The organism is Clostridioides sp. ZZV14-6345, from assembly GCF_020657775.1.
GTDB classification, from domain to species: Bacteria; Bacillota; Clostridia; order Peptostreptococcales; family Peptostreptococcaceae; genus Clostridioides; species Clostridioides difficile_D.
Genome location: NZ_JAGWCX010000013.1, coordinates 50071 through 71224, shown reverse-complemented (window position 1 = coordinate 71224; position 21154 = coordinate 50071). Strand labels below are relative to the sequence as shown.

Annotated in this window: 18 protein-coding genes; 1 reads left to right on the top strand and 17 read right to left on the bottom strand. The window is 28.2% G+C overall.

Features of this window, described 5'->3' with window-relative positions; translation table 11 throughout:
* The coding region (locus tag KGF39_RS05330) for an IS3 family transposase (protein ID WP_227821476.1) at positions 1 to 613 on the top strand (613 nt) is incomplete at its 5' end.
* 102 nt (positions 614 to 715) lie between these two features.
* Here the strand turns inward: KGF39_RS05330 and KGF39_RS05325 are convergent.
* The 17 genes from KGF39_RS05325 to KGF39_RS05245 all read right to left on the bottom strand — a co-directional run bounded on the left by KGF39_RS05325 (position 716) and on the right by KGF39_RS05245 (position 21113).
* A complete protein-coding gene (locus KGF39_RS05325) occupies positions 716 to 964 on the bottom strand; it encodes a hypothetical protein (protein ID WP_021407973.1) in 249 nt (82 codons plus the stop codon).
* Positions 965 to 1029: 65 nt separating this feature from the next.
* Positions 1030 to 2046, bottom strand: coding sequence for an alpha-hydroxy-acid oxidizing protein (locus KGF39_RS05320; protein ID WP_227821475.1), 1017 nt, complete (start codon positions 2044 to 2046; stop codon positions 1030 to 1032).
* A gap of 52 nt (positions 2047 to 2098) precedes the next feature.
* The gene (locus KGF39_RS05315; RefSeq protein ID WP_227821474.1) at positions 2099 to 2866 is read right to left on the bottom strand and encodes a ribonuclease HII; all 768 of its coding nucleotides are present in this window, start codon (positions 2864 to 2866) and stop codon (positions 2099 to 2101) included.
* A gap of 59 nt (positions 2867 to 2925) precedes the next feature.
* Positions 2926 to 5133, bottom strand: coding sequence for an adenosylcobalamin-dependent ribonucleoside-diphosphate reductase (locus KGF39_RS05310; RefSeq protein WP_227821473.1), 2208 nt, complete (start codon positions 5131 to 5133; stop codon positions 2926 to 2928).
* A 439-nt stretch (positions 5134 to 5572) separates the two neighbouring features.
* Positions 5573 to 6865 carry a branched-chain amino acid transport system II carrier protein gene (gene brnQ / locus KGF39_RS05305; protein WP_227821472.1) on the bottom strand — a complete coding sequence of 431 codons (1293 nt, stop codon included), beginning with the start codon at positions 6863 to 6865 and terminating at the stop codon, positions 5573 to 5575.
* A 1118-nt stretch (positions 6866 to 7983) separates the two neighbouring features.
* Positions 7984 to 9276 (bottom strand): branched-chain amino acid transport system II carrier protein, encoded by a 1293-nt coding sequence (gene brnQ, locus KGF39_RS05300; protein ID WP_227821471.1) that lies wholly within the window; start codon positions 9274 to 9276, stop codon positions 7984 to 7986.
* 388 nt (positions 9277 to 9664) lie between these two features.
* Positions 9665 to 10561 carry a ribosome biogenesis GTPase YlqF gene (ylqF, locus tag KGF39_RS05295; RefSeq protein ID WP_227821470.1) on the bottom strand — a complete coding sequence of 299 codons (897 nt, stop codon included), beginning with the start codon at positions 10559 to 10561 and terminating at the stop codon, positions 9665 to 9667.
* Positions 10562 to 10882: 321 nt separating this feature from the next.
* Positions 10883 to 11233, bottom strand: a complete 351-nt coding sequence (gene rplS / locus KGF39_RS05290; RefSeq protein WP_003419350.1) for a 50S ribosomal protein L19 — start codon at positions 11231 to 11233, stop codon at positions 10883 to 10885.
* 183 nt (positions 11234 to 11416) lie between these two features.
* Positions 11417 to 12112, bottom strand: a complete 696-nt coding sequence (trmD, locus tag KGF39_RS05285; RefSeq protein WP_227821469.1) for a tRNA (guanosine(37)-N1)-methyltransferase TrmD — start codon at positions 12110 to 12112, stop codon at positions 11417 to 11419.
* A gap of 8 nt (positions 12113 to 12120) precedes the next feature.
* Positions 12121 to 12636 (bottom strand): ribosome maturation factor RimM, encoded by a 516-nt coding sequence (gene rimM, locus KGF39_RS05280; RefSeq protein WP_227821468.1) that lies wholly within the window; start codon positions 12634 to 12636, stop codon positions 12121 to 12123.
* Between the two features lie 108 nt (positions 12637 to 12744).
* Entirely contained in the window at positions 12745 to 12972 is a 228-nt protein-coding gene (locus KGF39_RS05275; protein WP_003419342.1) for a KH domain-containing protein, read from the bottom strand.
* A gap of 63 nt (positions 12973 to 13035) precedes the next feature.
* Complete coding sequence (gene rpsP, locus KGF39_RS05270) at positions 13036 to 13308, bottom strand: 30S ribosomal protein S16 (RefSeq protein ID WP_003419338.1); 273 nt, start codon at positions 13306 to 13308, stop codon at positions 13036 to 13038.
* Positions 13309 to 13345: 37 nt separating this feature from the next.
* Positions 13346 to 14698 (bottom strand): signal recognition particle protein, encoded by a 1353-nt coding sequence (gene ffh / locus KGF39_RS05265; RefSeq protein ID WP_054273257.1) that lies wholly within the window; start codon positions 14696 to 14698, stop codon positions 13346 to 13348.
* Complete coding sequence (gene ylxM / locus KGF39_RS05260) at positions 14695 to 15063, bottom strand: YlxM family DNA-binding protein (protein ID WP_003419333.1); 369 nt, start codon at positions 15061 to 15063, stop codon at positions 14695 to 14697. Before ylxM ends, ffh begins: the two co-directional genes overlap by 4 nt.
* Before the next feature lie 102 nt (positions 15064 to 15165).
* A complete protein-coding gene (gene ftsY / locus KGF39_RS05255) occupies positions 15166 to 16434 on the bottom strand; it encodes a signal recognition particle-docking protein FtsY (protein ID WP_107594207.1) in 1269 nt (422 codons plus the stop codon).
* 26 nt (positions 16435 to 16460) lie between these two features.
* Complete coding sequence (gene smc, locus KGF39_RS05250) at positions 16461 to 20015, bottom strand: chromosome segregation protein SMC (protein ID WP_227821467.1); 3555 nt, start codon at positions 20013 to 20015, stop codon at positions 16461 to 16463.
* Positions 20016 to 20042: 27 nt separating this feature from the next.
* Positions 20043 to 21113 carry a radical SAM protein gene (locus KGF39_RS05245; protein ID WP_227821466.1) on the bottom strand — a complete coding sequence of 357 codons (1071 nt, stop codon included), beginning with the start codon at positions 21111 to 21113 and terminating at the stop codon, positions 20043 to 20045.
* Positions 21114 to 21154 lie beyond the last annotated feature (41 nt).

Genomic DNA, 21154 nt, shown 5'->3' with positions numbered 1-21154 from the left:
TTCTCGTAAATCACGTAAATATAATTCCTATAAAGGTACAATTGGAAAGGTAAAAAATAATAAAATAAATAGAAGATTTAAAACATCAATTCCACATCAGAAAATAACAACTGATACATCAGAATTTAAAATATATACTACTGATAAAAATGGAAAATTAGTTATAAAAAAAGCATATCTTGATCCATTTTTAGATATGTTTAATGGAGAAGTTTTATCATTCAGTATCTCAGATAGACCTAACTTTAAATCAATAAGTGATGCTTTAAATGAAGCCATCAATATTACAAAAGATTGCCCTTATAGAAGAACTTTTCACTCAGACCAAGGTTGGGCATATCAAATGAATAAGTATAACAAAACACTTAAGAAAAATAAAATATTTCAAAGTATGTCTCGTAAGGGTACATGCCTTGATAATTCTCCTATGGAAAATTTCTTTGGTATAATGAAGCAAGAAATGTATTATAGAAAAACATATAAAAGTTTCAACGAATTAGAGAAAGCTATAACAGAATATATTTATTATTATAATAACAAAAGAATTAAAGAAAAATTAAATTGGCGTAGCCCTGTTAAATATAGATTTGAATATGAATCTAAAGTTACATAAAGCTAAAAAAACAGGAATGAAAATTTCATTCCTGTATAAAGTCTAACTTTTGGGTCTCAGTACAATCTATATTTTGAGATAGCCCCTTCTAGTTAATAAAACTTAATCTTCTTCAAGTTCTTTTTTCTCTTGTAATAATACACTTAATTCATTTGCTTCTAAAATTTGTGCCTCTGCAATATCAAGTAACTCTTGTTGCCATTCCACACATTTATCTTTGTAATCAAAAGGTAGCGTTCTGTCAACTATGTACTTATCAATACAGTCCTCCGCACTTTTAATTATTTCTTTTCTTTCATCAATAAATTTTTCTAATTCTACTAAGGCTTCTTCATAAGCTTTTCTACTCATATAAATTCCCCCTTTGTACAATTATTCTACATTAAAACGATTTTTCCTCTTTTTTGTATAAAATTTTATTTGTATATAACTTTTCCATCAATATCTTTTATGGTTTGACATCCAGTTAATATCATAGAACCACTTAATTCTGATTGAAGTTTATTTACATAAGTTTCTACACCATCAGTTGCTCCACCAAATGAAGCAGTCACAAAAGGTCTTCCTATTAACACTGCATCTGCTCCTAGACCTATCATTTTTAATACATCTAAGCCTGTTCTCACTCCACCATCTGCAAGTATTGTAACTTTACCTTTAACAGCATCAGCAATTTTTGGTAGAACTTCACATGTTCCTGGTGTACAATCAAGTACTCTTCCTCCATGGTTTGATACAACTATTGCATCTACCCCTGCTTCAACTGCTATTAAGGCATCTTCAACAGTCATTATTCCTTTCAATATAAATGGTAGTTTGGTAGATTTCACTAACTCTTTTATTTGTTCAACATTTTTAGGAAGTACTGGCTTTCCATGTAGTGATAAAGTTACTAGACCACAAGCATCTATATCAACTCCAACTGCAAATGCACCAGCTTCTTCGGCTAATCTTATCTTTTTTATAATATTTTCATTATCCCAAGGTTTTATAAATACAATTCCAGCTCCATTATATTTTTTAACTACATCTAAATTTTCCATTAAAAAAGCATCTACTGCTGTATCTCCAACCATTGCATAAATGCCACTATTAGCACAGCCTTCAACTACTGGCTCTATGTAATCTCTTTCATTAATTTTTCCACCCATATTTAAAGTAGTTCCTGTTACTGGAGCTGCAAATATAGGTGCACTCATTTTTTTCCCAAACATCTCTATAGATGTATCAGGGTTTGATACATCATGTATTACTCTCATATTTACTTTTACTTTTTCTAAACTCTTACTATTTTCTATAAAAGAAGAACCACTTCCTTTACCTCCCATACCAGGCACTTCACCTGCACAAGCAACCCCATTACAAACTTTACAAACTTTACAACTTCCATTTAAATTTTCTCTAGCACTTTTTAATAATTCATTATATTCCATCTTTAATCCCCCATTAATTATAGTGATTTATATCATATACATTATATTATATTTACAATATATTTTTTAAAAAACTTTTTCTATGTATAGGAGTTATCCCATACTTTTCAATAGCTTCATAGTGTTCTTTAGTTCCATATCCCTTATGAGATTTAAACCCATATTCTGGGTATACTCTATCATATTGATACATTATACTATCTCTAGTAACTTTAGCCAATATACTTGCTGCTGCTATTGATATAGATTTTGAATCTCCTTTTACAATTGGATTTTGAGCTATATCAATTCCTGGTATTGTTGCTGCATCAACCAGTAAAAAATCTGGTGCTTTTTTTAAACAATTTATAGCCTTTTTCATAGCCATATATGTAGCATTTAATATATTAAATTCATCTATTTCTTCATTATTTACTATTCCTATTCCATAATCTAATGCTTCATTTTTTATTACTTCAAAAAGTTCATCTCTCTTTGCTTCACTTAGTTTTTTAGAGTCATTTACACCTTCTATTTTTGTATCTTTTTTAAACACTACAACAGAAGCTACAACAGGTCCAGCAAGTGGTCCTCTTCCTGCTTCATCAATCCCTCCAATATATAAATAGCCTTTATTATAACCTTCATTTTCAAACATATTTATAGTTTCTAATCGTTCTTCTTCTTTTCTAATACTATCCAATTTTTTTGCTAATTTTATAGCTAAACTTTGTACAGATTTTCTTTCATCTACTCTTAATAGTTCTATATATTTCATATACTGCTCTACTTCTAAAGTTTCTATTATTTCTTTAATCTCCCTCACGCTTTTATCTTGCATACTCTTCCCTCATCTTTCATTTGTAAAAATATAAGTTAAAAATTTTGTTAATTCAGAGTTTAATTGCATCCACTATATCCACATTTTAAACATATACTGCATCCGCCTGTATGTGCAATTCCTTCACTTCCACATTCAGGGCACACAAATTTTTCATCTTCTTCAAAATTTTTATTTATTATTTCTTTGGCTTTTTCATCTTTATTATTTTTTTCTTTTTTATTATTTTTATAATATTCTTTTTTATTATCTTCTTTTTTATTATCTTCTTTTTTATTATTTTCTTTATTATTTTCTTCCTTTTTTTCATTTATTAAAATTCCACTCCTTTTGCATCCATCTCTAAATATTGTCACCCCTTTAAGACCAGCCTCCCATGCCTTAATATATATATTGAAAACATCTTCAACTGTAGTTTCAAAAGGTATATTTATTGTAGATGATATAGAAGCATCAATATACTTTTGCCACACTTTTTGCATGTTTATCCTTTCTTCATATCCTATATTCATAGCAGTAACAAAAAAATCTGGTAAACATTCTTCATCTGTAATCCCTTTTTTATCCATATACTCTTTAACAATTGGAGTATATACTTTATAATAAACATCTTCATCATGTAAGCTTTCAGTTTTTCTTATATATGAAAGATTAAATATAGGTTCTATTCCACCACTAATACCTATCATTGTAGATATAGAACCTGTAGGAGGTATAGTTAAAAGTTGCGAATTTCTAAGCCCATACTTTTTAACAATTTCCTTGGTATCTTCATTTAAGTTGTCTATAAAAAACTTAGATTTAGAAATATTTTCATATTTGTACTCGCTAAATGTCCCATATTCTTTAGCAATTAGTGATGATTGCTTTACAGCTTCATTTAACATAGTTTTACCAATTAAATCACATAATTCTAAAGATTCATCAGAGCCATATCTTATTCCCATCTTTATAAGCATATCAGCTATACCCATTACACCTAAACCTATTTGTCTATATTTATGTACACTATCTCTTTGCTCCTGTAATGGATGTAGGTTTAATCCCTCATCTAAGACATCATTTAAAGCTACTACAGCTTCTCTAACACAAGATTTTAATTTATTAATATCAAATGTAGCATGTTCCCCAAATGGTTGTATTACAAACTCTGACAAGTTTATTGAACCAAGCAGACAACTTCCTCCACTTGGAAGTGGCTCTTCCGCACAAGGATTTACTCCTGAAAAGCAAAAGTCCTTATCTTCACTCATAAAATTATAGGTTCTTATTTTATCCCAGAACAATATACCTGGCTCTGCATAATCCCAGTTATTTTTTACGAATTTATTAAACAAATCATACGCATTTACTATCTTAACTATTTTTTCTCCAGTAGTTTCAACTTCAAAAGTACAATTATATAGCTTTTTTTCCTTTACAGCTTGCATAAATTCATCTGTTACTCTTACAGAAATATTTGCTTTAGTAACTTTCTCTAAATCTGTCTTTATATCTATAAACTCTTCTATCTCTGGATGATTAACGTCCATAGAAATCATAAGAGCTCCTCTTCTCCCTCTTTGACCAATCAAACCAGTTGTCATGCTGTAAAGCTCCATAAAAGAAACTGCTCCAGTCGTATGTTTTGCAGCATTATTTACTTTTGCACCTTTTGGTCTTAACTTTGAAATATCAATTCCAACTCCTCCACCATAACTAAATGTTCTAGCAAGTTTTTTTGCAGTATCAAAAATATCTTCTATACTGTCTTTTGGTGGTTCTATTACATAGCAATTTGAATATGTTACTTTCTTTCCCTCTTTCTGTAATCCTCTATTTGCTAAAATTCTTCCAGCAAATAGAAATCTTTTTTGTCTTATTAACTTTGATATTCTTGAACTATTATTTGAAATTCTCTTTATCCATTCATCAAAACTCTCACCATTATGTCTATACTTGTTCTTCCAGATTGATTTTTGTAATTCATCAAACTCCCAAGCTTTAGTTCTTATTTCAGAACGTCTTTCTCTATATAATATGTAGTGTTTTGCTATATCTTTTCTATTTGATTCCATAAGTAATACTTCAACTATATCTTGTATTTCTTCTACGGATAAGCACTTTTCCATAGAATTATAGTCATTAGCTATTTTTCTTGATATATCATATGCTAAATCTCTATCCACTCCACCTTCACTATTTATACTAGCCTTATAGACAGCATCTTCAATCTTACTTTTACTAAAAAGCTCTTTTGTACCATCTCTTTTTATTATGTACTTCATTTTTAGACCTCCAATAAATTAGTATTAAATTAATACACCTATTAACTATAACTCTAAACAAACTTTTTTATATGCTTGTATATTTTCATATTAATTATCTAGCATAATATATATTATACTATTTTATATTAAATATAACACTCCTTATAGTTTTCTAAACTTGTAAAATACAGTCTTAAAAAACTCTAAAATAATATAAAAAAGTATATAAAAGTCCAATTATACTTTTATATACTTTATATTTTTTACATTTTATTATTTTAACTTTTATTAATTAATAAGTACTTAAATAATAAATTCTTTATTTTTTCTTTACAGATATATATGTTGATACTTTACATTAATTTCAAATCTACAATAGTTTAATAATATTTTCAAATATAAAAAGGAATTGCCTATTTAATTTAAAGGCAATTCCATAATTATCAATTATTCTTTATTATGCAGTTTTACTGCTTTTAGATGGAATAAAGTTTCCTATTATTCCTGCTATTACAACTGGAACTATCCAGTTAAATCCTAATGAAGCAAATGGTAAGCTATCAACTAGAGGAATATTTACACCAAAGCTTTTTGCAACTGTTAATACGCTTACTAACAATGCCATATATGCAGCACATTTGAACACGTTGTCATTTCTAATTTTATCACTAAATAATGCTAGTATAACTAGAGTTATAGTTGCTGGATATACCATGCTCAATATAGGAGAAGAGAATTTTATTATTGTACTTACTCCAAAGTTTGATATAATTGCACTAAATACACAAACTACTATAACTATATGTTCATATTTTAATTTTCCATTTGTAAGTGTTGAGAAATATTGACCTGCTGCTGAAGAAAGTCCTATAGCTGTTGTTAAACATGCTAATGCAACTATAATAGCCAATAAGATTTTACCTGTGTTTCCAAGTAAAGCTGCTGTTATTGCAACTATTAAAGCTGTTTGTTGAACATCTTGTCCATATTGTTGAGATACAGTTGCTCCAAGATAACATAATCCACCATAAACTAGTGCCATACCTATTACTGCGATTACACCTGCACTTACTGTAGCTTTCATCTTTTCTTTTTCACCTGTATAACCTTTAGCTATTACTGACATAATTATAATTGATGCAAATACACTAGCTGCTAATGCATCCATTGTTTGATAACCTTGAGTTATACCTTCTGCAAATACATTTTGTATTAAAGAACTGTCTCTTATTTCTCCTAAGGGAGATATGATACCTTTAACTATTAATACTGCTAAAGCTATAAGTAAAGCTGGAGTTAAGATTGACCCAACTATATCTACAACTTTTGATGGTCTTATTGTTAAAACCAATACTAGAGCAAAGAATACTATAGAAAATATTACCGGGCTTATTCCAGAACCTATTGTAGGTAATATACCCATTTCATAAGTTGTTGCTGCTGTTCTAGGTATTGCTAAAAGTGGCCCTATACAGATTACCATTGCACATCCTAATGCAATACTTAATCCTTTGCCTGCTCTTGCGAACATTTTCGATGTCTCTCCATTAAACTTAGTTGCTGCTATAACTGCTAATAATGCCAAACCACCATCTGCAAAAAGGAATCCTATGAAAGCTACTAGCCAGCTACTTCCAGATAAAACTCCTAGATATGGAGGGAATATTAAGTTCCCAGCACCAAAAAACATTGCAAATAGTGCAAATCCAATTACAATTACATCTTTAAAATTGATTTGTTTTTCACCCATTTAAAGCACCCCCATTTGATTTTACTACTTCTTACCTTATTACTACATTTTACTAAAAAATAAGTCCAATCTCTTCTTAAATGAAAACCTTTTGACGAGATTTTATTTAATTATACATTTTTGACTTAAATTTGTCAATTATGTTTCATAATTTATAAAATCTTCACAATATTTAATACAACTTTCTTAATTAAACAAAATCAACCTATATACTTTAAACATAGTTGGTTTTTTATTTTTTCTCTAATTTTTCTTGATAAAATTAACTATTACGAATAATAAAAATATTAAGACTTTTTAAATTATTCACATTATTACCAACTTGTATTGCTTTATGTACTGTATATATCACTCTCCTTTTTACATTCATATAATCTTTTTAATTCAATTTAAATTTTAAATATTTTGTGTTCATTATATAATCTGAAAAAAAAGCAGTCAATATCATTTTTAATTTTTTAAATTTTCAAAATTATGATTCTTAAAAAATCGTTTTCCTTTTGTCACAACTCCCCTTTACGTTAATTCTTGTAGTATTTTGTATTTATTTTGCTAAATTAACTGTTAAATTTACTTAATCATAATTCTACTACCGTAGATTTATGACTTGTTTTTCAGTCCTGAAATCGTTTTTTCTGAAAATTCCTTATTATGATTTATCAACTTATTTTTGTTCATAGCAATTATTTTTTAACTTCCAACTTACTTAAACTTTGCAGTTGCTAGTATTCACGTTTACATACTTATATGTCACAATTAACTAAAAATTCTTAATATATATGTCTAGGGAAACAATTTAATCATTTACTTAATTCATTTCTATAGCCATATGTCTTAAATTTTGTTTTATTATTTTATTATTGTCATAATTTTATTTATATGATATTTTTGTAAAAATCATCTAATATACATACTTAAACCTATAAAATTCTTTTTTTAATATCTATTATTGTTAAAAAATAAACTATATATTTTTTTGATATTTTCTTATATTTTTCCTATATCAAATACAAATAATTAATATAGAACCTAAAAATAAAAAGAGTTATTTATATAAATAATTTCATTTATTATAAATAACTCCTTTATTTACAAGCTATTATATTTTAATTTAAAGCTTAATTTGTTCCAAGTGTGTTAGATTGACACTTTGATGGTATAAAATTACCAATTATTCCAGCTATTATAACCGGAACCACCCAGTTAAATCCTAATGAATGAAGAGGTAAAGAATTTACTACTGGAACCTGTACTCCATAACTAGATATAACTGTTAGTATACTTACAAGCAATGACATATATACTGCTCCTTTGTACACATTATCATTCTTAATTTTTTCATTGAAGAAAGCTAAAATTATTAAAACAATTGATGGTGGATAAACTATACTTAGTATAGGAGATGCTATCTTTATTATAGTTCCAACACCAAAAGATGCTACCACTGCACTGAATACAGATACAGCTAATACTATTCTTTCATAACTTAACTTACCTTTTGTAAGTCTAGAGAAATATTGACCTGTTGCAGATGTAAGACCTATAGATGTAGTTAAACATGCTAATGATACTACTACTGCTAAAATCGCTTTCCCAATATTTCCAAGCAAGCCTTGTGTTATATTTACTATTACTTGTGACTGTACTGCATCTGTTCCATACATTGTTGATACAGTTGCTCCAAGGAAGCATAATCCTCCATAAACTAGGGCTAATCCACCACAAGCAAGAACACCTGATTTACCAATCATTTTTAACTTATCACTAATAGTAGAATATCCTTTTTCATTTAAAGATACAATTAGTACTGATGCAAGTGCTATTGCTGCAAAGGCATCCATTGTCTGATATCCTTGACCAATACCTTCTGCAAATACATTAGGTATCATAGGCTTATCTATTATCTCTCCAAGAGGTGATACAATACCTTTTATAATTATAAATGCTAAAGCTATTAGAAGAGCTGGAGTTAAAAATTGCCCAACTATATCTACGACTTTAGAAGGTTTTATTGTTAATACATATGAAATTGCAAAAAAAAGTATACAGAATAATAACACTGGAATTGAAGTCCCAAATAAAGGCATTACACCCATTTCATATGTTGTTGCACCTGTTCTTGGTATAGCTAAGAATGGTCCTATACATAAAATATCTGCACAACCTATAAGAATCCCTAATTTCATACCACATCTTTTAAACATTTCAACTACATTTCCATCAAATTTAGCTGTAGCCATTACTGCTAGAAGTGCCAAACCAGCATCAGCAAATGTAAATCCTAAGAAGGCAATTAACCACTCTGGACCTGTAATTATTCCCAAGTATGGTGGAAATATTAAGTTACCTGCTCCAAAGAACATTGCAAATAACGCAAATCCAAATACTATAACATCCTTGGTCTTACCCATTATAAACTCCCCCTTTTTAACATTATTAAATTAATAAAACGTCTCAATTGTTTACGCTTGCATAAATAAATTAAATAAAACAATAAGAACTTATTATTAAATTAATAAAATTAAATAAATTAAATTTTTAATATATTGTATTGATTTGTGCTTATTATATATTATACGAAACAAACAAGTCAATATACCAAATTTTTAAATAATCATACTTATTTTAATTTTCAAAATATTAGGTATATTTGTCTTAAATTAATATTTTAAAAGTTTTTTTAATCTAATTTATACTTTTATATGCCAATATTTGTCTATATTTCAAAAAAGTAAAAAAAGCCTTTACAAAAAGGCTTTTTTTACTTATAATATTAATTTTTTAATCTAGCTTTAAAGTCTATCTTTTAACATTTTCTGGTACTTCTAAAGTTATATTTCCTATTTTTCCATCTCTGAATTCATTTAAAACAGTTGTGGCTATGCGCGTATAATCAAGTTCTTTTTTCCCTGTTATAAAACCTCTTTTTTGACCAATCATATCCATAGTTTCAATTGGAGTTTCTCCTAAAGAATCTAACCTATATCTAGTTTTCAGCTTCTCAGGTTCTATCTTCATAAGTTTTTCTATAAGTCTTAAAGCCAAAGTCTCAGTATCCAAAATCTCATCCTTTATGGCTCTACTAAATGCTAAATTTAAGGCAACTTCTTGGTCTTCAAACTTAGGCCAAAGTATTCCAGGTGTATCTAAAAGTTCAAGGTTTCCCTTTAATCTAACCCATTGCTTTCCCTTAGTCACTCCTGGTTTATCTCCTGTTTGAGTGCTTCTTCTACCTGTTAATTTATTTATAAGGGATGACTTACCAACATTTGGCACTCCAACTATCATTATTCGTATAGCTCTTTCTTTTCTACCTTTATCCTTTAAAGAGTTCATTTTTTCTCTAGTTACATTCTTACATTCTTCAATTATCTTGTTTATACCAATCCCTTTTATTGTATCTACAGGTATAGCTTTTATATTAATTTTTTTATAATACTCTATCCATTGATTTAATTTGTCTCTATCTGCCATATCACTTTTATTAAGTACAACAACTCTTGGTTTGTCTCCTACAAGCCTGTCTATATCTGGATTTTTACTACTAAATGGTATTCTAGCATCTAAAAGTTCAATTACCACATCAATCAATTTTAAGTTGTTTTTTACCAACTCCTTAGTTTTTTTCATATGACCTGGATACCAGTTTATATGTAGATTGTCATCCATAAGATACTCTTCATATTCATTTGACACATGTATCACTCCTTATTAACATTATATTATTATATCCTAATTTCACTTAAAAAATATATCTTTACAAACTATAATATTGTCACCTTTTTAACATCGTACTTTACAGAATATTATCCTCTTATTTTTAATATTATTACAAAATACAATGCAATATTTTATTAATTTTATTTTTCATTTTAAAAGGCATAAATTCATAGATAAATAATGTACATTTTCAACAAATAGTTCTATCTATTCAGAATATAATTATTTGCTGTGATTTTCATTAAAATAGAAAGAGGACTGATAAATCAGCCCCCCATTTATAAGTAAAGTTTTTAATTATTTATTTCTAGCTTCTTTTATCTTAGCAGCTTTACCTACTCTACCTCTTAAGTAGTTTAGTTTAGCTCTTCTTACTTTACCTTTTCTAGTAACTTCTATTTTTTCTATCTTTGGAGAATGAACTGGGAAAGTTCTTTCTACACCAACATTGAAAGACATTTTTCTAACTGTGAAAGTTTCTCTTGCTCCTCCACCTTGTCTCTTTAATACTACACCTTCGAATACTTGTATTCTTTCTCTTTTTCCTTCTATAATTCTAACGTGTACTTTAACTGTGTCCCCAGGTCCAAAATTAGGAACTTCATTTTTTAATTGTTCTTGCTCAATTGCTCTTAGCATTTCATTCATCTTTCTTCCTCCTAAATATCATAGACGTTCTTAACTACCCGACCAGTGTAAACAGAGGAACGCCCGTATTTTCAACATTTTATATTATACTATACTTCAATAGTTATTACAAGCACTTTTATGTTTTTAATTCCATTTATAGGTACTTTATTGTATACATATATATTAATTTTGTATTATATTTTATTTTTCCTTAAACTTTTTATATAAATCTAATCGTCTTTCTTTAGTTATTCTTATAGATTCTTCTCTTCTCCACTCATCTACCTTTTTATGATTACCTGATAAAAGCACTTCTGGTACTTTTAATCCTTCAAAATCTCTAGGCCTAGTGTAATGAGGATATTCTAACAAGTTATCTTTAAATGATTCTTCTTCAAATGATTCTTCTTGATTTAATACACCTGGTATTAATCTTGATATAGAATCTATCATTATAAGTGCTGGAAGCTCTCCTCCAGTTAGTACATAATCTCCAATCGAAATTTCATCAGTAACTATTAAATCAATGATTCTCTCATCTATTCCTTCATAATGACCACATAGAAGTATTATATCCTCTTCTACAGACACCTGCTTTACTATAGATTGATTGCATACCTTCCCTTTTGGAGTTAGATAAATTACTCTTGGATTATTTATATTGTGAGTTGTTATTATGTGCTTATATGTGTCATATATAGGTTGAGGAGTCATTACCATACCAGCTCCTCCTCCAAATGGATAATCATCTACTTTTTTATGTTTATTATTGGAAAAATCTCTTATATTATATATATTAACTTCAATTATACCTTTTTCAATTGCTCTTTTCATTATACTTTCGTTCATATATGAATTAAATATTTCTGGAAAAAGCGTCATTATATGAAATCTCATATTACCACCTAATCTATCATTCCCTTAATAGGGTCTATAATCATTTTTCTTTCATAAATGTCTATTGTAGGTACAAATTTTTTTATAGCTGGTATCATAAATTCTTTATCTTCATCACCTTTTACTACATATACATCATTTGCTGAGTATTGAAGAACATCTTCTAGGACTCCTACATATTTTCCATCTACGGTTAAAACTTCCATTCCAATCATATCTGCTATAAAAAATTCTCCTTCTTCAAGTTCTCTGCTATCTTCTCTAGATACGTACATAAATTTATTTTTTAGCTTTTCTGCTTTCTCTATGCTATCTATACCTTTTATCTTCATTATAACCATAGAACCTTTGTATCTTACTTTTTCAACAGTCCATTTATTATTTAAATCTTTTCCTAGATAGAAGTCTTTTAATTCATCAAATCTCTCTATATCATCAGTAAGTGGATAAACTCTTACCTCACCTTTTAGACCTTGTGTATTTACTATTTGACCTACCTTAAAATGAGTTAATTTTTCTTTCATGTTATCACCTTCTTAAAAAATTTAATCTTATGTGGTCATGTCGTCATAAATTCTTAAACTAGATATAATTATACAAAAAGGACTAGGTATTATACCTAATCCTCCTATTTATACTATCTCAAGAGAAACTTTTATATTTTCTCTATTAGCAACAGATCTTACGACAGTTCTTATAGCTTTAGCTATTCTTCCCTGCTTACCAATAACCTTACCCATATCCTCTTGAGCAACTGTAAGTTTTAAGACGATACCGTCATTATCTTCAAATTCCTCAACGACAACTGAATCAGGATTATCAACTAGAGCCTTAGCTATATCTACAACTAGCTCTTTCATATATTTCATCTCCTAAAGTAACCTCAGCAATGAGTACTTACTTAAACTAATTGCCAAGAAAAATTATTTTGCTTGTTTAGAAGCTTCGAATTTTTCTATTACTCCATTTTTTACAAGTAATTTTTTAACTACTTCTGTTGGTTGAGCACCAGTAGCTAACCATTTTATAGCTTTTTCATCATTTATTCTTACTTGTTTAGGTTCAGAAATTGGATTATAGTATCCTATTTCTTCTATAAATTTTCCATCTCTTGGAGCTCTTGAATCAGCTACTACTATTCTGTAGAAAGGTTTTTTATTAGCTCCCATTCTTTTTAATCTTATTTTAACTGCCATTACAGTCACCTCCGAATAATTTTTACTTTTTTATATTTTATTTAAAAAAAGGTAAACCGCCTAAGCCGCCCCTTTTCTTCATACTCTTTTGCGAACCAGCAAACATCTTCATCATTTTTTTCATTTCATTAAGTTGTTTTATAAGTCTATTTACATCTTGTACACTAGTTCCACTACCTCTAGCTATTCTTTTCTTTCTAGACGCATTTAATACTCCTGGGTTTCTTCTCTCATATGTAGTCATTGATTGAATTATGGCTTTAGTTCTATTCATTTCTTTGCCATTCAAATCTACATCTCCAAGTTGGTCTTTTACATTTCCCATACCAGGTATCATACCAAGTATCTTGTCAAGAGGACCCATATTTTGTATTTGTTCCATTTGTTGTAAGAAATCCTCAAAATCAAGCTCTTGTTTTTTAATTTTTTGCTCTAGTTCCTTAGCTTTCTCTAAGTCTATGTTTTCTTGTGCTTTTTCTATTAAACTTAAGACATCTCCCATACCTAATATTCTCGATGCCATTCTGTCTGGGTGAAAAGGTTCTATATCATCTAACTTTTCTCCCATACCCATAAATTTTATAGGCTTTTGTGTAACTGCTCTTATTGAAAGTGCAGCACCACCTCTAGTATCACCATCTAATTTAGTTAATACTACTCCATCAACGCCAAGTGCTTCATTGAAGCTTTCTGCAACATTTACAGCATCTTGACCTGTCATAGAATCTACAACCAAAAGTATTTCATGTGGTTTAACTTCTGTTTTAATAGATTTTAACTCATCCATAAGTACTTCATCTATATGAAGTCTACCAGCTGTATCTATAATAACTAAATCATTAGCATTTTTAATTGCATGGCTTAAACCTGCTTTTGCAATATTTACTGGATTTTCCTTATCTCCCATATTAAATACAGGGATATCCAATTTTTCTCCAACAACTTGAAGTTGCTTTATAGCTGCTGGTCTATAAATATCACAGGCTACTAATAAAGGTTTTTTACCTTGTTTTTTAAAATATCCTCCAAGTTTTCCTGCTGTAGTAGTTTTACCTGCTCCTTGCAGTCCAACCATCATTAAAATTGTAGGAGGTTTTGAGGAAATCATCACTTTACTTTGTACATCCCCCATTAAACTTGTAAGTTCTTCATTTACAATTTTAATTACATGCTGAGCTGGAGTTAAGCTTTGCATAACTTCTTGTCCAACACATCTCTCTTGAACTTTTTTTATAAAATCTTTAACTACTTTAAAGTTAACATCTGCTTCAAGAAGAGCAAGTTTAACTTCTCTCATAGCATTTTTTACATCTACTTCTGTAAGTTTTCCTTTTGATTTCAACTTACTAAATGCCCCTTGTAGTTTATCAGACAATCCTTCAAATATCATTTTATCATCTCCCTACATACATCTTCTATATTTTCTAGCTTAGGGATTAAATTAGCACAATCTCTATTGTGCAATAAATCTTCTTTAATGTCAATAATTTTATCTTTTATAATCTTAATATTTTTTTCCTGCTCTTGAATCTTTGATACTAAGTGTAACTTCTCTTCATAATCTCTTAGTATTTTTTCTGAACGTTTTAAAGTATCATACACACCTTGTCTTGATACATTAAGATTTTCACTAATTTCACCTAAAGAATAATCTTCTTCATAGTATAGAGCAACTATTTCTTTCTGCTTGTCAGTTAATAATTCTTTATACTGTTCAAATAACAATCCAATTTCGACCATTTTTTCTATATTCATATCTTACACTTCCTAGCAGTATACTGTAAAGGTTATTTACTTTACACTATTGTATTTTATATCATATAAACACTCTTGTCAACCATTATTTTTAAAAGAACACTAGTTACCAAATAATGCATCTGAAAATGATTTTGCATTGAAATCTTGTAGGTCTTCTACTCTTTCTCCAACTCCAATAAGTTTTACAGGCACATCTACTTCTGATTTTACTGCAAGCACTACTCCGCCTTTTGCGGTTCCATCAAGTTTTGTAAGTACTATACCTGTTATATCTGCAACTTCTTTAAATGTCTTTGCTTGAACAACTGCATTTTGACCTGTTGTAGCATCTACTACAAGAAGCACTTCACGCTTTGCTTCTGGAAATTCTCTATCTACTATTTTAAATACTTTTCCAAGCTCATTCATAAGATTAGCTTTATTGTGTAATCTTCCTGCTGTATCACATATTAATACATCTGTTTTTCTAGCCTTTGCAGCCTTTATGGCATCAAATACTACTGCTCCAGGGTCTGCTCCTTCTTGATGCTTTATTATATCTACATTAGTTCTATTTGCCCAAATTTCTAATTGCTCTGTAGCTGCTGCTCTAAATGTATCTGCTGCTGCCAATAAAACTTTTTTTCCTTCTTTTTTATATCGATTTGCTAGTTTACCTATTGTAGTAGTTTTACCAACTCCATTTACACCTACCATTAAGATTATACATGGTACTGGTTCTATATCCAGTGTAGAGTTTTCATTTGTAAGAATGTCTTCAACTATAGATTTAAGTTCTTCTCTTACCTTTATTGGTTCAGTAATACCTTTTTGCTTTATTTTATCTCTTAGTTTTTCAATTATATCCATAGTCGTATTTACACCAACATCTGCTGTTATTAAAATTTCCTCTAAATCTTCAAGCAATTCTTCATCTACTTTTGTATATGATTTTAAAACTTCATCTATTCTATCAGTTATTCCTTGTTTTGCCTTTGTTAATCCTTGTTTTAGTCTTTCAAATAAGTTAACTTTCTTTTCACCTTTATCGTCCACTTCTTCAGGTTCAACATCCTCATCATAACTTTCTAATTCTCCTGTTATCCCCTCATGAGAATCACTATCTAAAATAGATTCTACTTCTTGCTCATCACTATTTATCTGACCTTTTGCTTCTTCATTTTCTCCAGTAATTTCATTAGTAGTATCTTCTTCAGCTTTTTCTTCAATATCTTCTACTTTATCTATCACTTCTTCTTCAAGACCCGAAAAAATGGTTTCTTCCATATTTTCTAGATTATCACTACTACCTTCTATTTCTTCTTCTGATTCAGTATCTTTTTTTTCTATTTCCTTTTCTTTCCCAAAACCAAATAATTTTTTTAACACTGTTCTTCCTCCTATGTCAATTTAAGTTATATAATATCAGTTATTTGCTGAGCTTCTTTTAATTTTAAACTAATAACTTTTGAAATAGCTTTTTCTTGCATTGTAACTCCATAGATATAATCAGCAGCCTCCATAGTTCCTCTCCTATGAGTTACTGATATAAATTGTGTTTCTTTAGATAAATCCTTTAAAAATTCTCCAAATCTAAATATATTTGCATCATCAAGTGGAGCTTCAATCTCATCTAGTATACAAAATGGTGTTGGTTTTGTAATTAATATAGCAAATAGTATACTTATTGCTGTTAAAGCTTTTTCTCCACCAGATAATAGATTTAAGTTTTTCATTTTTTTACCTGGTGGTTGAGCTGTTATTAGTATATCACTTTCTAATAAATTTTCTTTATCTAGAATAGTTAATTCTCCACAACCTCCACCAAATAATCTCTTATATACATACTTAAAGTTTTTACTTATTTCTTCAAATTTAATCTCAAATTCAGATTTCATATTTTCTTCTAATGTATGTATAAGTTTTTCTATCTCTTCCATAGATTCTTCTAAATCTTGTTTTTGTGCACTATAAAAATCATATCTTTCTTTTATTTCTTCGTATTCCTTTATAGAATCTATATTTATATTTCCAAGACTTCTTATTTCTCTCTTTAGACTTTCTAAGAATTTTTTGTCTATATCTAAATCTTCATTTTTAATTTCCAATGCTTGTACTAAAGTCATTTCATATTGCTCAAATAACTTATTTATATATGTGTCTTGACTAGACTTTAATCTTTCTAATCTTCCACCAACTTTGAATAAACTTTCTTTAAGTTCTATATGTTGTCTATCTATAGTTTTTAATTCTTTATTAATTTCATCAAAACTATTTTTCAAATCATCCTTTGCAATTTTTCTAGTTTCAAGATTTCTATTACTATCTCCTAATTGTTTTGTTAAATTTTCTTTTTCTTTTTCCTCAATAGCTATAGAATCTTGCAATTTAACTATTTCTTTTTCTTCATAGTTTAATGATTCCTCTAGCTGTTTATTTTTTTCTTCTAACTCACAGTTTTCACCAGATATTCTTTTTATATCTCTAACTATACTGTTGTAAGCTTCTGTTTTCTTTACTATAGTCAAGTTTAATTCATCAAATTCAGATTTTTCTTTATCATACAAATCGTTATATTTTTTTATTTCTTCATTCAATGCATCAATTTTTTCTTTGTTTTGGCTGTGTATATTATCTAACTCTTCCATATCTCTTCTAACATCATCACTTTTTTCGAGTGTGTAATTTAAATTGGAATTCAAATCATTCTTCTCATTCTCTAATTTAGTAATACTACCTTTTAAAGATTCAATTTCAGATTCAATATTCTTTATACTGGTACTTTTTATTATTATACTTTTTTCTAAATCTTTTATTTTACTTTCATGCGATTCAATTTCATTTTTTATATTTTTTATATCTTTGTCTAGAGATTCTCTTTTTAATTCTAATTCTGAAATCTGAATCTTGATATTATTTATCTTTTCTGTATATTCATTAATGTATCTTTTTCTCGATAGTATATTACCATTAGTTTTTAAACTTCCTCCAGTCAAAGACCCTCCTGGATTTAAGATTTCACCATCCAAAGTTACTATTTTAAACCTATGACCAGTTTCTTTTGCAAATTTTATACCTTCGTCTATATTATTTATAAGAATTGTTCTTCCAAGTATATTTTCAATTATATTTCTATACTTTTCATCAAATGTAATTAAATCACTTGCTATTCCTATGAATTTAGTATTCGCTTTTAAGTTTCCTAGACTTATTTTATTTGATTTAATTATATTTAATGGAAGAAAGGTTACTCTACCTAAATTATTCTGCTTTAAATAGTTTATTGCAGATTTAGCACTAAACTCATCATCAGTTATTATATTTTGCATATAAGCACCAAGAGCTGCTTCTACAGATTTCTCATATTTTTCAGGTACATTTATAATTTGACCTAATGCTCCATGAACCCCTTTTAAATTTTTATTTTTTAATACTTCTTTTACACCTCTGTTAAATCCTTCATAATGATTTTCCATGTCTATATAGACATTTAATTTTGAATTATATCCATTTAGATTATATTTATTTTTCTGTATTTCATCTTCTAGCTTATTGTGTTTACTAATTGAATCTTGCAAATTAGTTGATAATTCTTTATTTCTATTATTTACATTCTTTAAATTCTCATTTTGCATATTAAAGTCTTTATTTATACTGTCTAATTCAGATGACTTTATTTCAATACTCTTATTTAATTCTGCTATTTCTGAGTTTATATTTTCATCTCTGATATTCATATTTTCTTTATTTGCATTTAAAGTCGACAATTTATTACTAAACTCTTGTTTCTTATTTAATATATCTATTATACTTTCTTTCAATAATTCTACATCATTATTTAAGGATTCTAACTTAACTTTTTGTTTATCTTTGCTGGATTCCAATATTTTTATATTTTCTTGCAAAGTAGATAGCTCTTCACTACCTAATAATTTATTACTTTCTAATTCTTTTATGTACTGCTTATTTTCATTTAGTTTTTCTTTTATATCATTTATTTCTAAATTTTTTCTATGAATTTCATTCGTAAAATTCCTTATTCTTTCCTTAATTAAATTTATTTGAGACTCTTTTTTTGATATAACACCTTTAATTGAGTTTATATAATCTACAGATTTTTCAATTACATCTTGTAATACCTCTACCTCTTTATTAATATCCTCTTGCTTTTTCTCTACAATACTTTTTTGTTCTTCTTTTTCATTGAGTTCCTTTTCAATGACCTTACTATGCTCATTAACTTCGCTTAATTCTTTTTCTATCCCTTCAATTTCTCTTATAAAACTATTTACTTCCAGTATCTTCAATTTCTCACTTATTTCCAAGTACTTCTTTGCTTTTGTCTGTTGATTAAAAAGAGGTTTTAATTGATTTTCAATTTCTATATATATATCATCTATTCTTTCTAGATTTTCCTTTGTATTGCTTAAATTTCTTTCTGCTTCCTGTTTTTTATATCTATATTTTGATATACCACAAGCTTCATCAAAAACTTTTCTTCTACTTAAAGGATTATTACTTAATATTTCATCTACTTTTCCTTGTTCTATGATTGAATAACCATCTTTTCCAATACCAGTATCTAAAAAGACTTCTTTTATATCTTTTAATCTACAACTCTTATTATTTAGAAAAAATTCACTTTCACCATTTCTATAAGCTCTTCTTCTTATAGTTACTTCTGTAAAATCTAATTCCAATTGATTTTCAGAATTATCAATAGTAAGAGCAACCTCACAGTAATTCATAGGTTTTTTTGTATCTGTACCTGCAAATATTACATCTTCAAGTTTATCACCTCTAAGACTCTTAATACTCTGTTCTCCTAGCACCCATCTTACAGCATCAGATATATTACTTTTTCCACTTCCATTTGGCCCTACTATTGCTGTTATTCCTTCTTTAAAAATAATATCTGTTTTTACTGGAAAGGATTTAAATCCCTTTAACTCTAGTCTTTTTAAATACAAATCGTTTCTCTCCCTTCATCGTTAAAACTAAAGGTTATAAATGTCATACAATTTTCTATGAATGTCTTTCATATTAGTAATAATTAAACTTTTCCCATCTAACACAATTTCTAATTGATTTATATCTAAATCTGATTCTTGTGTTTTTAAAATCACGCCAAATTTTTCTTTCATATATTTAACATTTGTTTTTTTATTTCCTATTATCTTAGAAAGATTCTTTTTATTAGATTTCACCAACATCTGTTTTATATTTTTATTTTGTAAAATAATAAATTCCAAATAATCTTTTATCATGTCAGCTTCTACCAATTCTCTAAATGCAGGGTGATATGGTCCTGCTAAAACAGCTTTTCCAATTTGTATGTCATCAGTAGCTTGAAGTCCAACTCTTATTACATTGATATTATTGACATAAAACAATACAAGAACTTTTTTTACTATGTTTATACTCTGTTCAAGAGTAAATGGATTATACTCATTTTGTTGCATTAATTTTTCAAGACCTGTATCTTTTACTACTAAGGTTGGATAAACTCTAACACAATCTGGTTTTAGCTCTACAAATTTCTTTGCTGTAAATATACATTTTTCTTCTGTATCAGCTGGAAGACCAATCATCATCTGTAAACCAAGTTTAATTCCACTATTTTTTATCATATTTGAACTCTTGTATACAATTTCTGATTGATGGCCTCTAATACTATCTAATAACACTTTTTCATCTAAAGATTGTACTCCAAGTTCAATTATGCTTGTCTTATATTCTTTTAGCATACTTAATATATCTTCATCAATACAATCTGGTCTTGTAGACATTCTAATATCTTTTACTAGACCTTTTTCTACATATTCTTTAGCAACTGATAATAAACTTTTTTGTATATCAATATCTATAGCAGTAAAGCTACCACCAAAAAATGCTATTTCTACATCAGCATCTTTATCTATAGTCTCTAAACATTCTTCAATTATGTTTCTTGCATCTTCACTTGTAACATCAGTACTCACACCTGTTATTTTTTTTTGATTACAAAATATACAATCATGAGGACATCCTTTGTGAGGGACAAATATAGGTATAATTCTCTTTTTCATCTACAACATCCTTCTAATCTAAATATTTCTTTTTATATTTT

Excerpts from the sequence above, each read along its gene's own strand:
- KGF39_RS05325 (WP_021407973.1), bottom strand. The coding sequence starts at position 964 with ATGAGTAGAAAAGCTTATGAAGAAGCCTTAGTAGAATTAGAAAAATTT.
- KGF39_RS05320 (WP_227821475.1), bottom strand. The coding sequence starts at position 2,046 with ATGGAATATAATGAATTATTAAAAAGTGCTAGAGAAAATTTAAATGGA.
- KGF39_RS05315 (WP_227821474.1), bottom strand. The coding sequence starts at position 2,866 with ATGCAAGATAAAAGCGTGAGGGAGATTAAAGAAATAATAGAAACTTTA.
- KGF39_RS05310 (WP_227821473.1), bottom strand. The coding sequence starts at position 5,133 with ATGAAGTACATAATAAAAAGAGATGGTACAAAAGAGCTTTTTAGTAAA.
- brnQ (WP_227821472.1), bottom strand. The coding sequence starts at position 6,865 with ATGGGTGAAAAACAAATCAATTTTAAAGATGTAATTGTAATTGGATTT.
- brnQ (WP_227821471.1), bottom strand. The coding sequence starts at position 9,276 with ATGGGTAAGACCAAGGATGTTATAGTATTTGGATTTGCGTTATTTGCA.
- rplS (WP_003419350.1), bottom strand. The coding sequence starts at position 11,233 with ATGAATGAAATGCTAAGAGCAATTGAGCAAGAACAATTAAAAAATGAA.
- trmD (WP_227821469.1), bottom strand. The coding sequence starts at position 12,112 with ATGAGATTTCATATAATGACGCTTTTTCCAGAAATATTTAATTCATAT.
- rimM (WP_227821468.1), bottom strand. The coding sequence starts at position 12,636 with ATGAAAGAAAAATTAACTCATTTTAAGGTAGGTCAAATAGTAAATACA.
- KGF39_RS05275 (WP_003419342.1), bottom strand. The coding sequence starts at position 12,972 with ATGAAAGAGCTAGTTGTAGATATAGCTAAGGCTCTAGTTGATAATCCT.
- rpsP (WP_003419338.1), bottom strand. The coding sequence starts at position 13,308 with ATGGCAGTTAAAATAAGATTAAAAAGAATGGGAGCTAATAAAAAACCT.
- ffh (WP_054273257.1), bottom strand. The coding sequence starts at position 14,698 with ATGATATTTGAAGGATTGTCTGATAAACTACAAGGGGCATTTAGTAAG.
- ylxM (WP_003419333.1), bottom strand. The coding sequence starts at position 15,063 with ATGAATATAGAAAAAATGGTCGAAATTGGATTGTTATTTGAACAGTAT.
- KGF39_RS05245 (WP_227821466.1), bottom strand. The coding sequence starts at position 21,113 with ATGAAAAAGAGAATTATACCTATATTTGTCCCTCACAAAGGATGTCCT.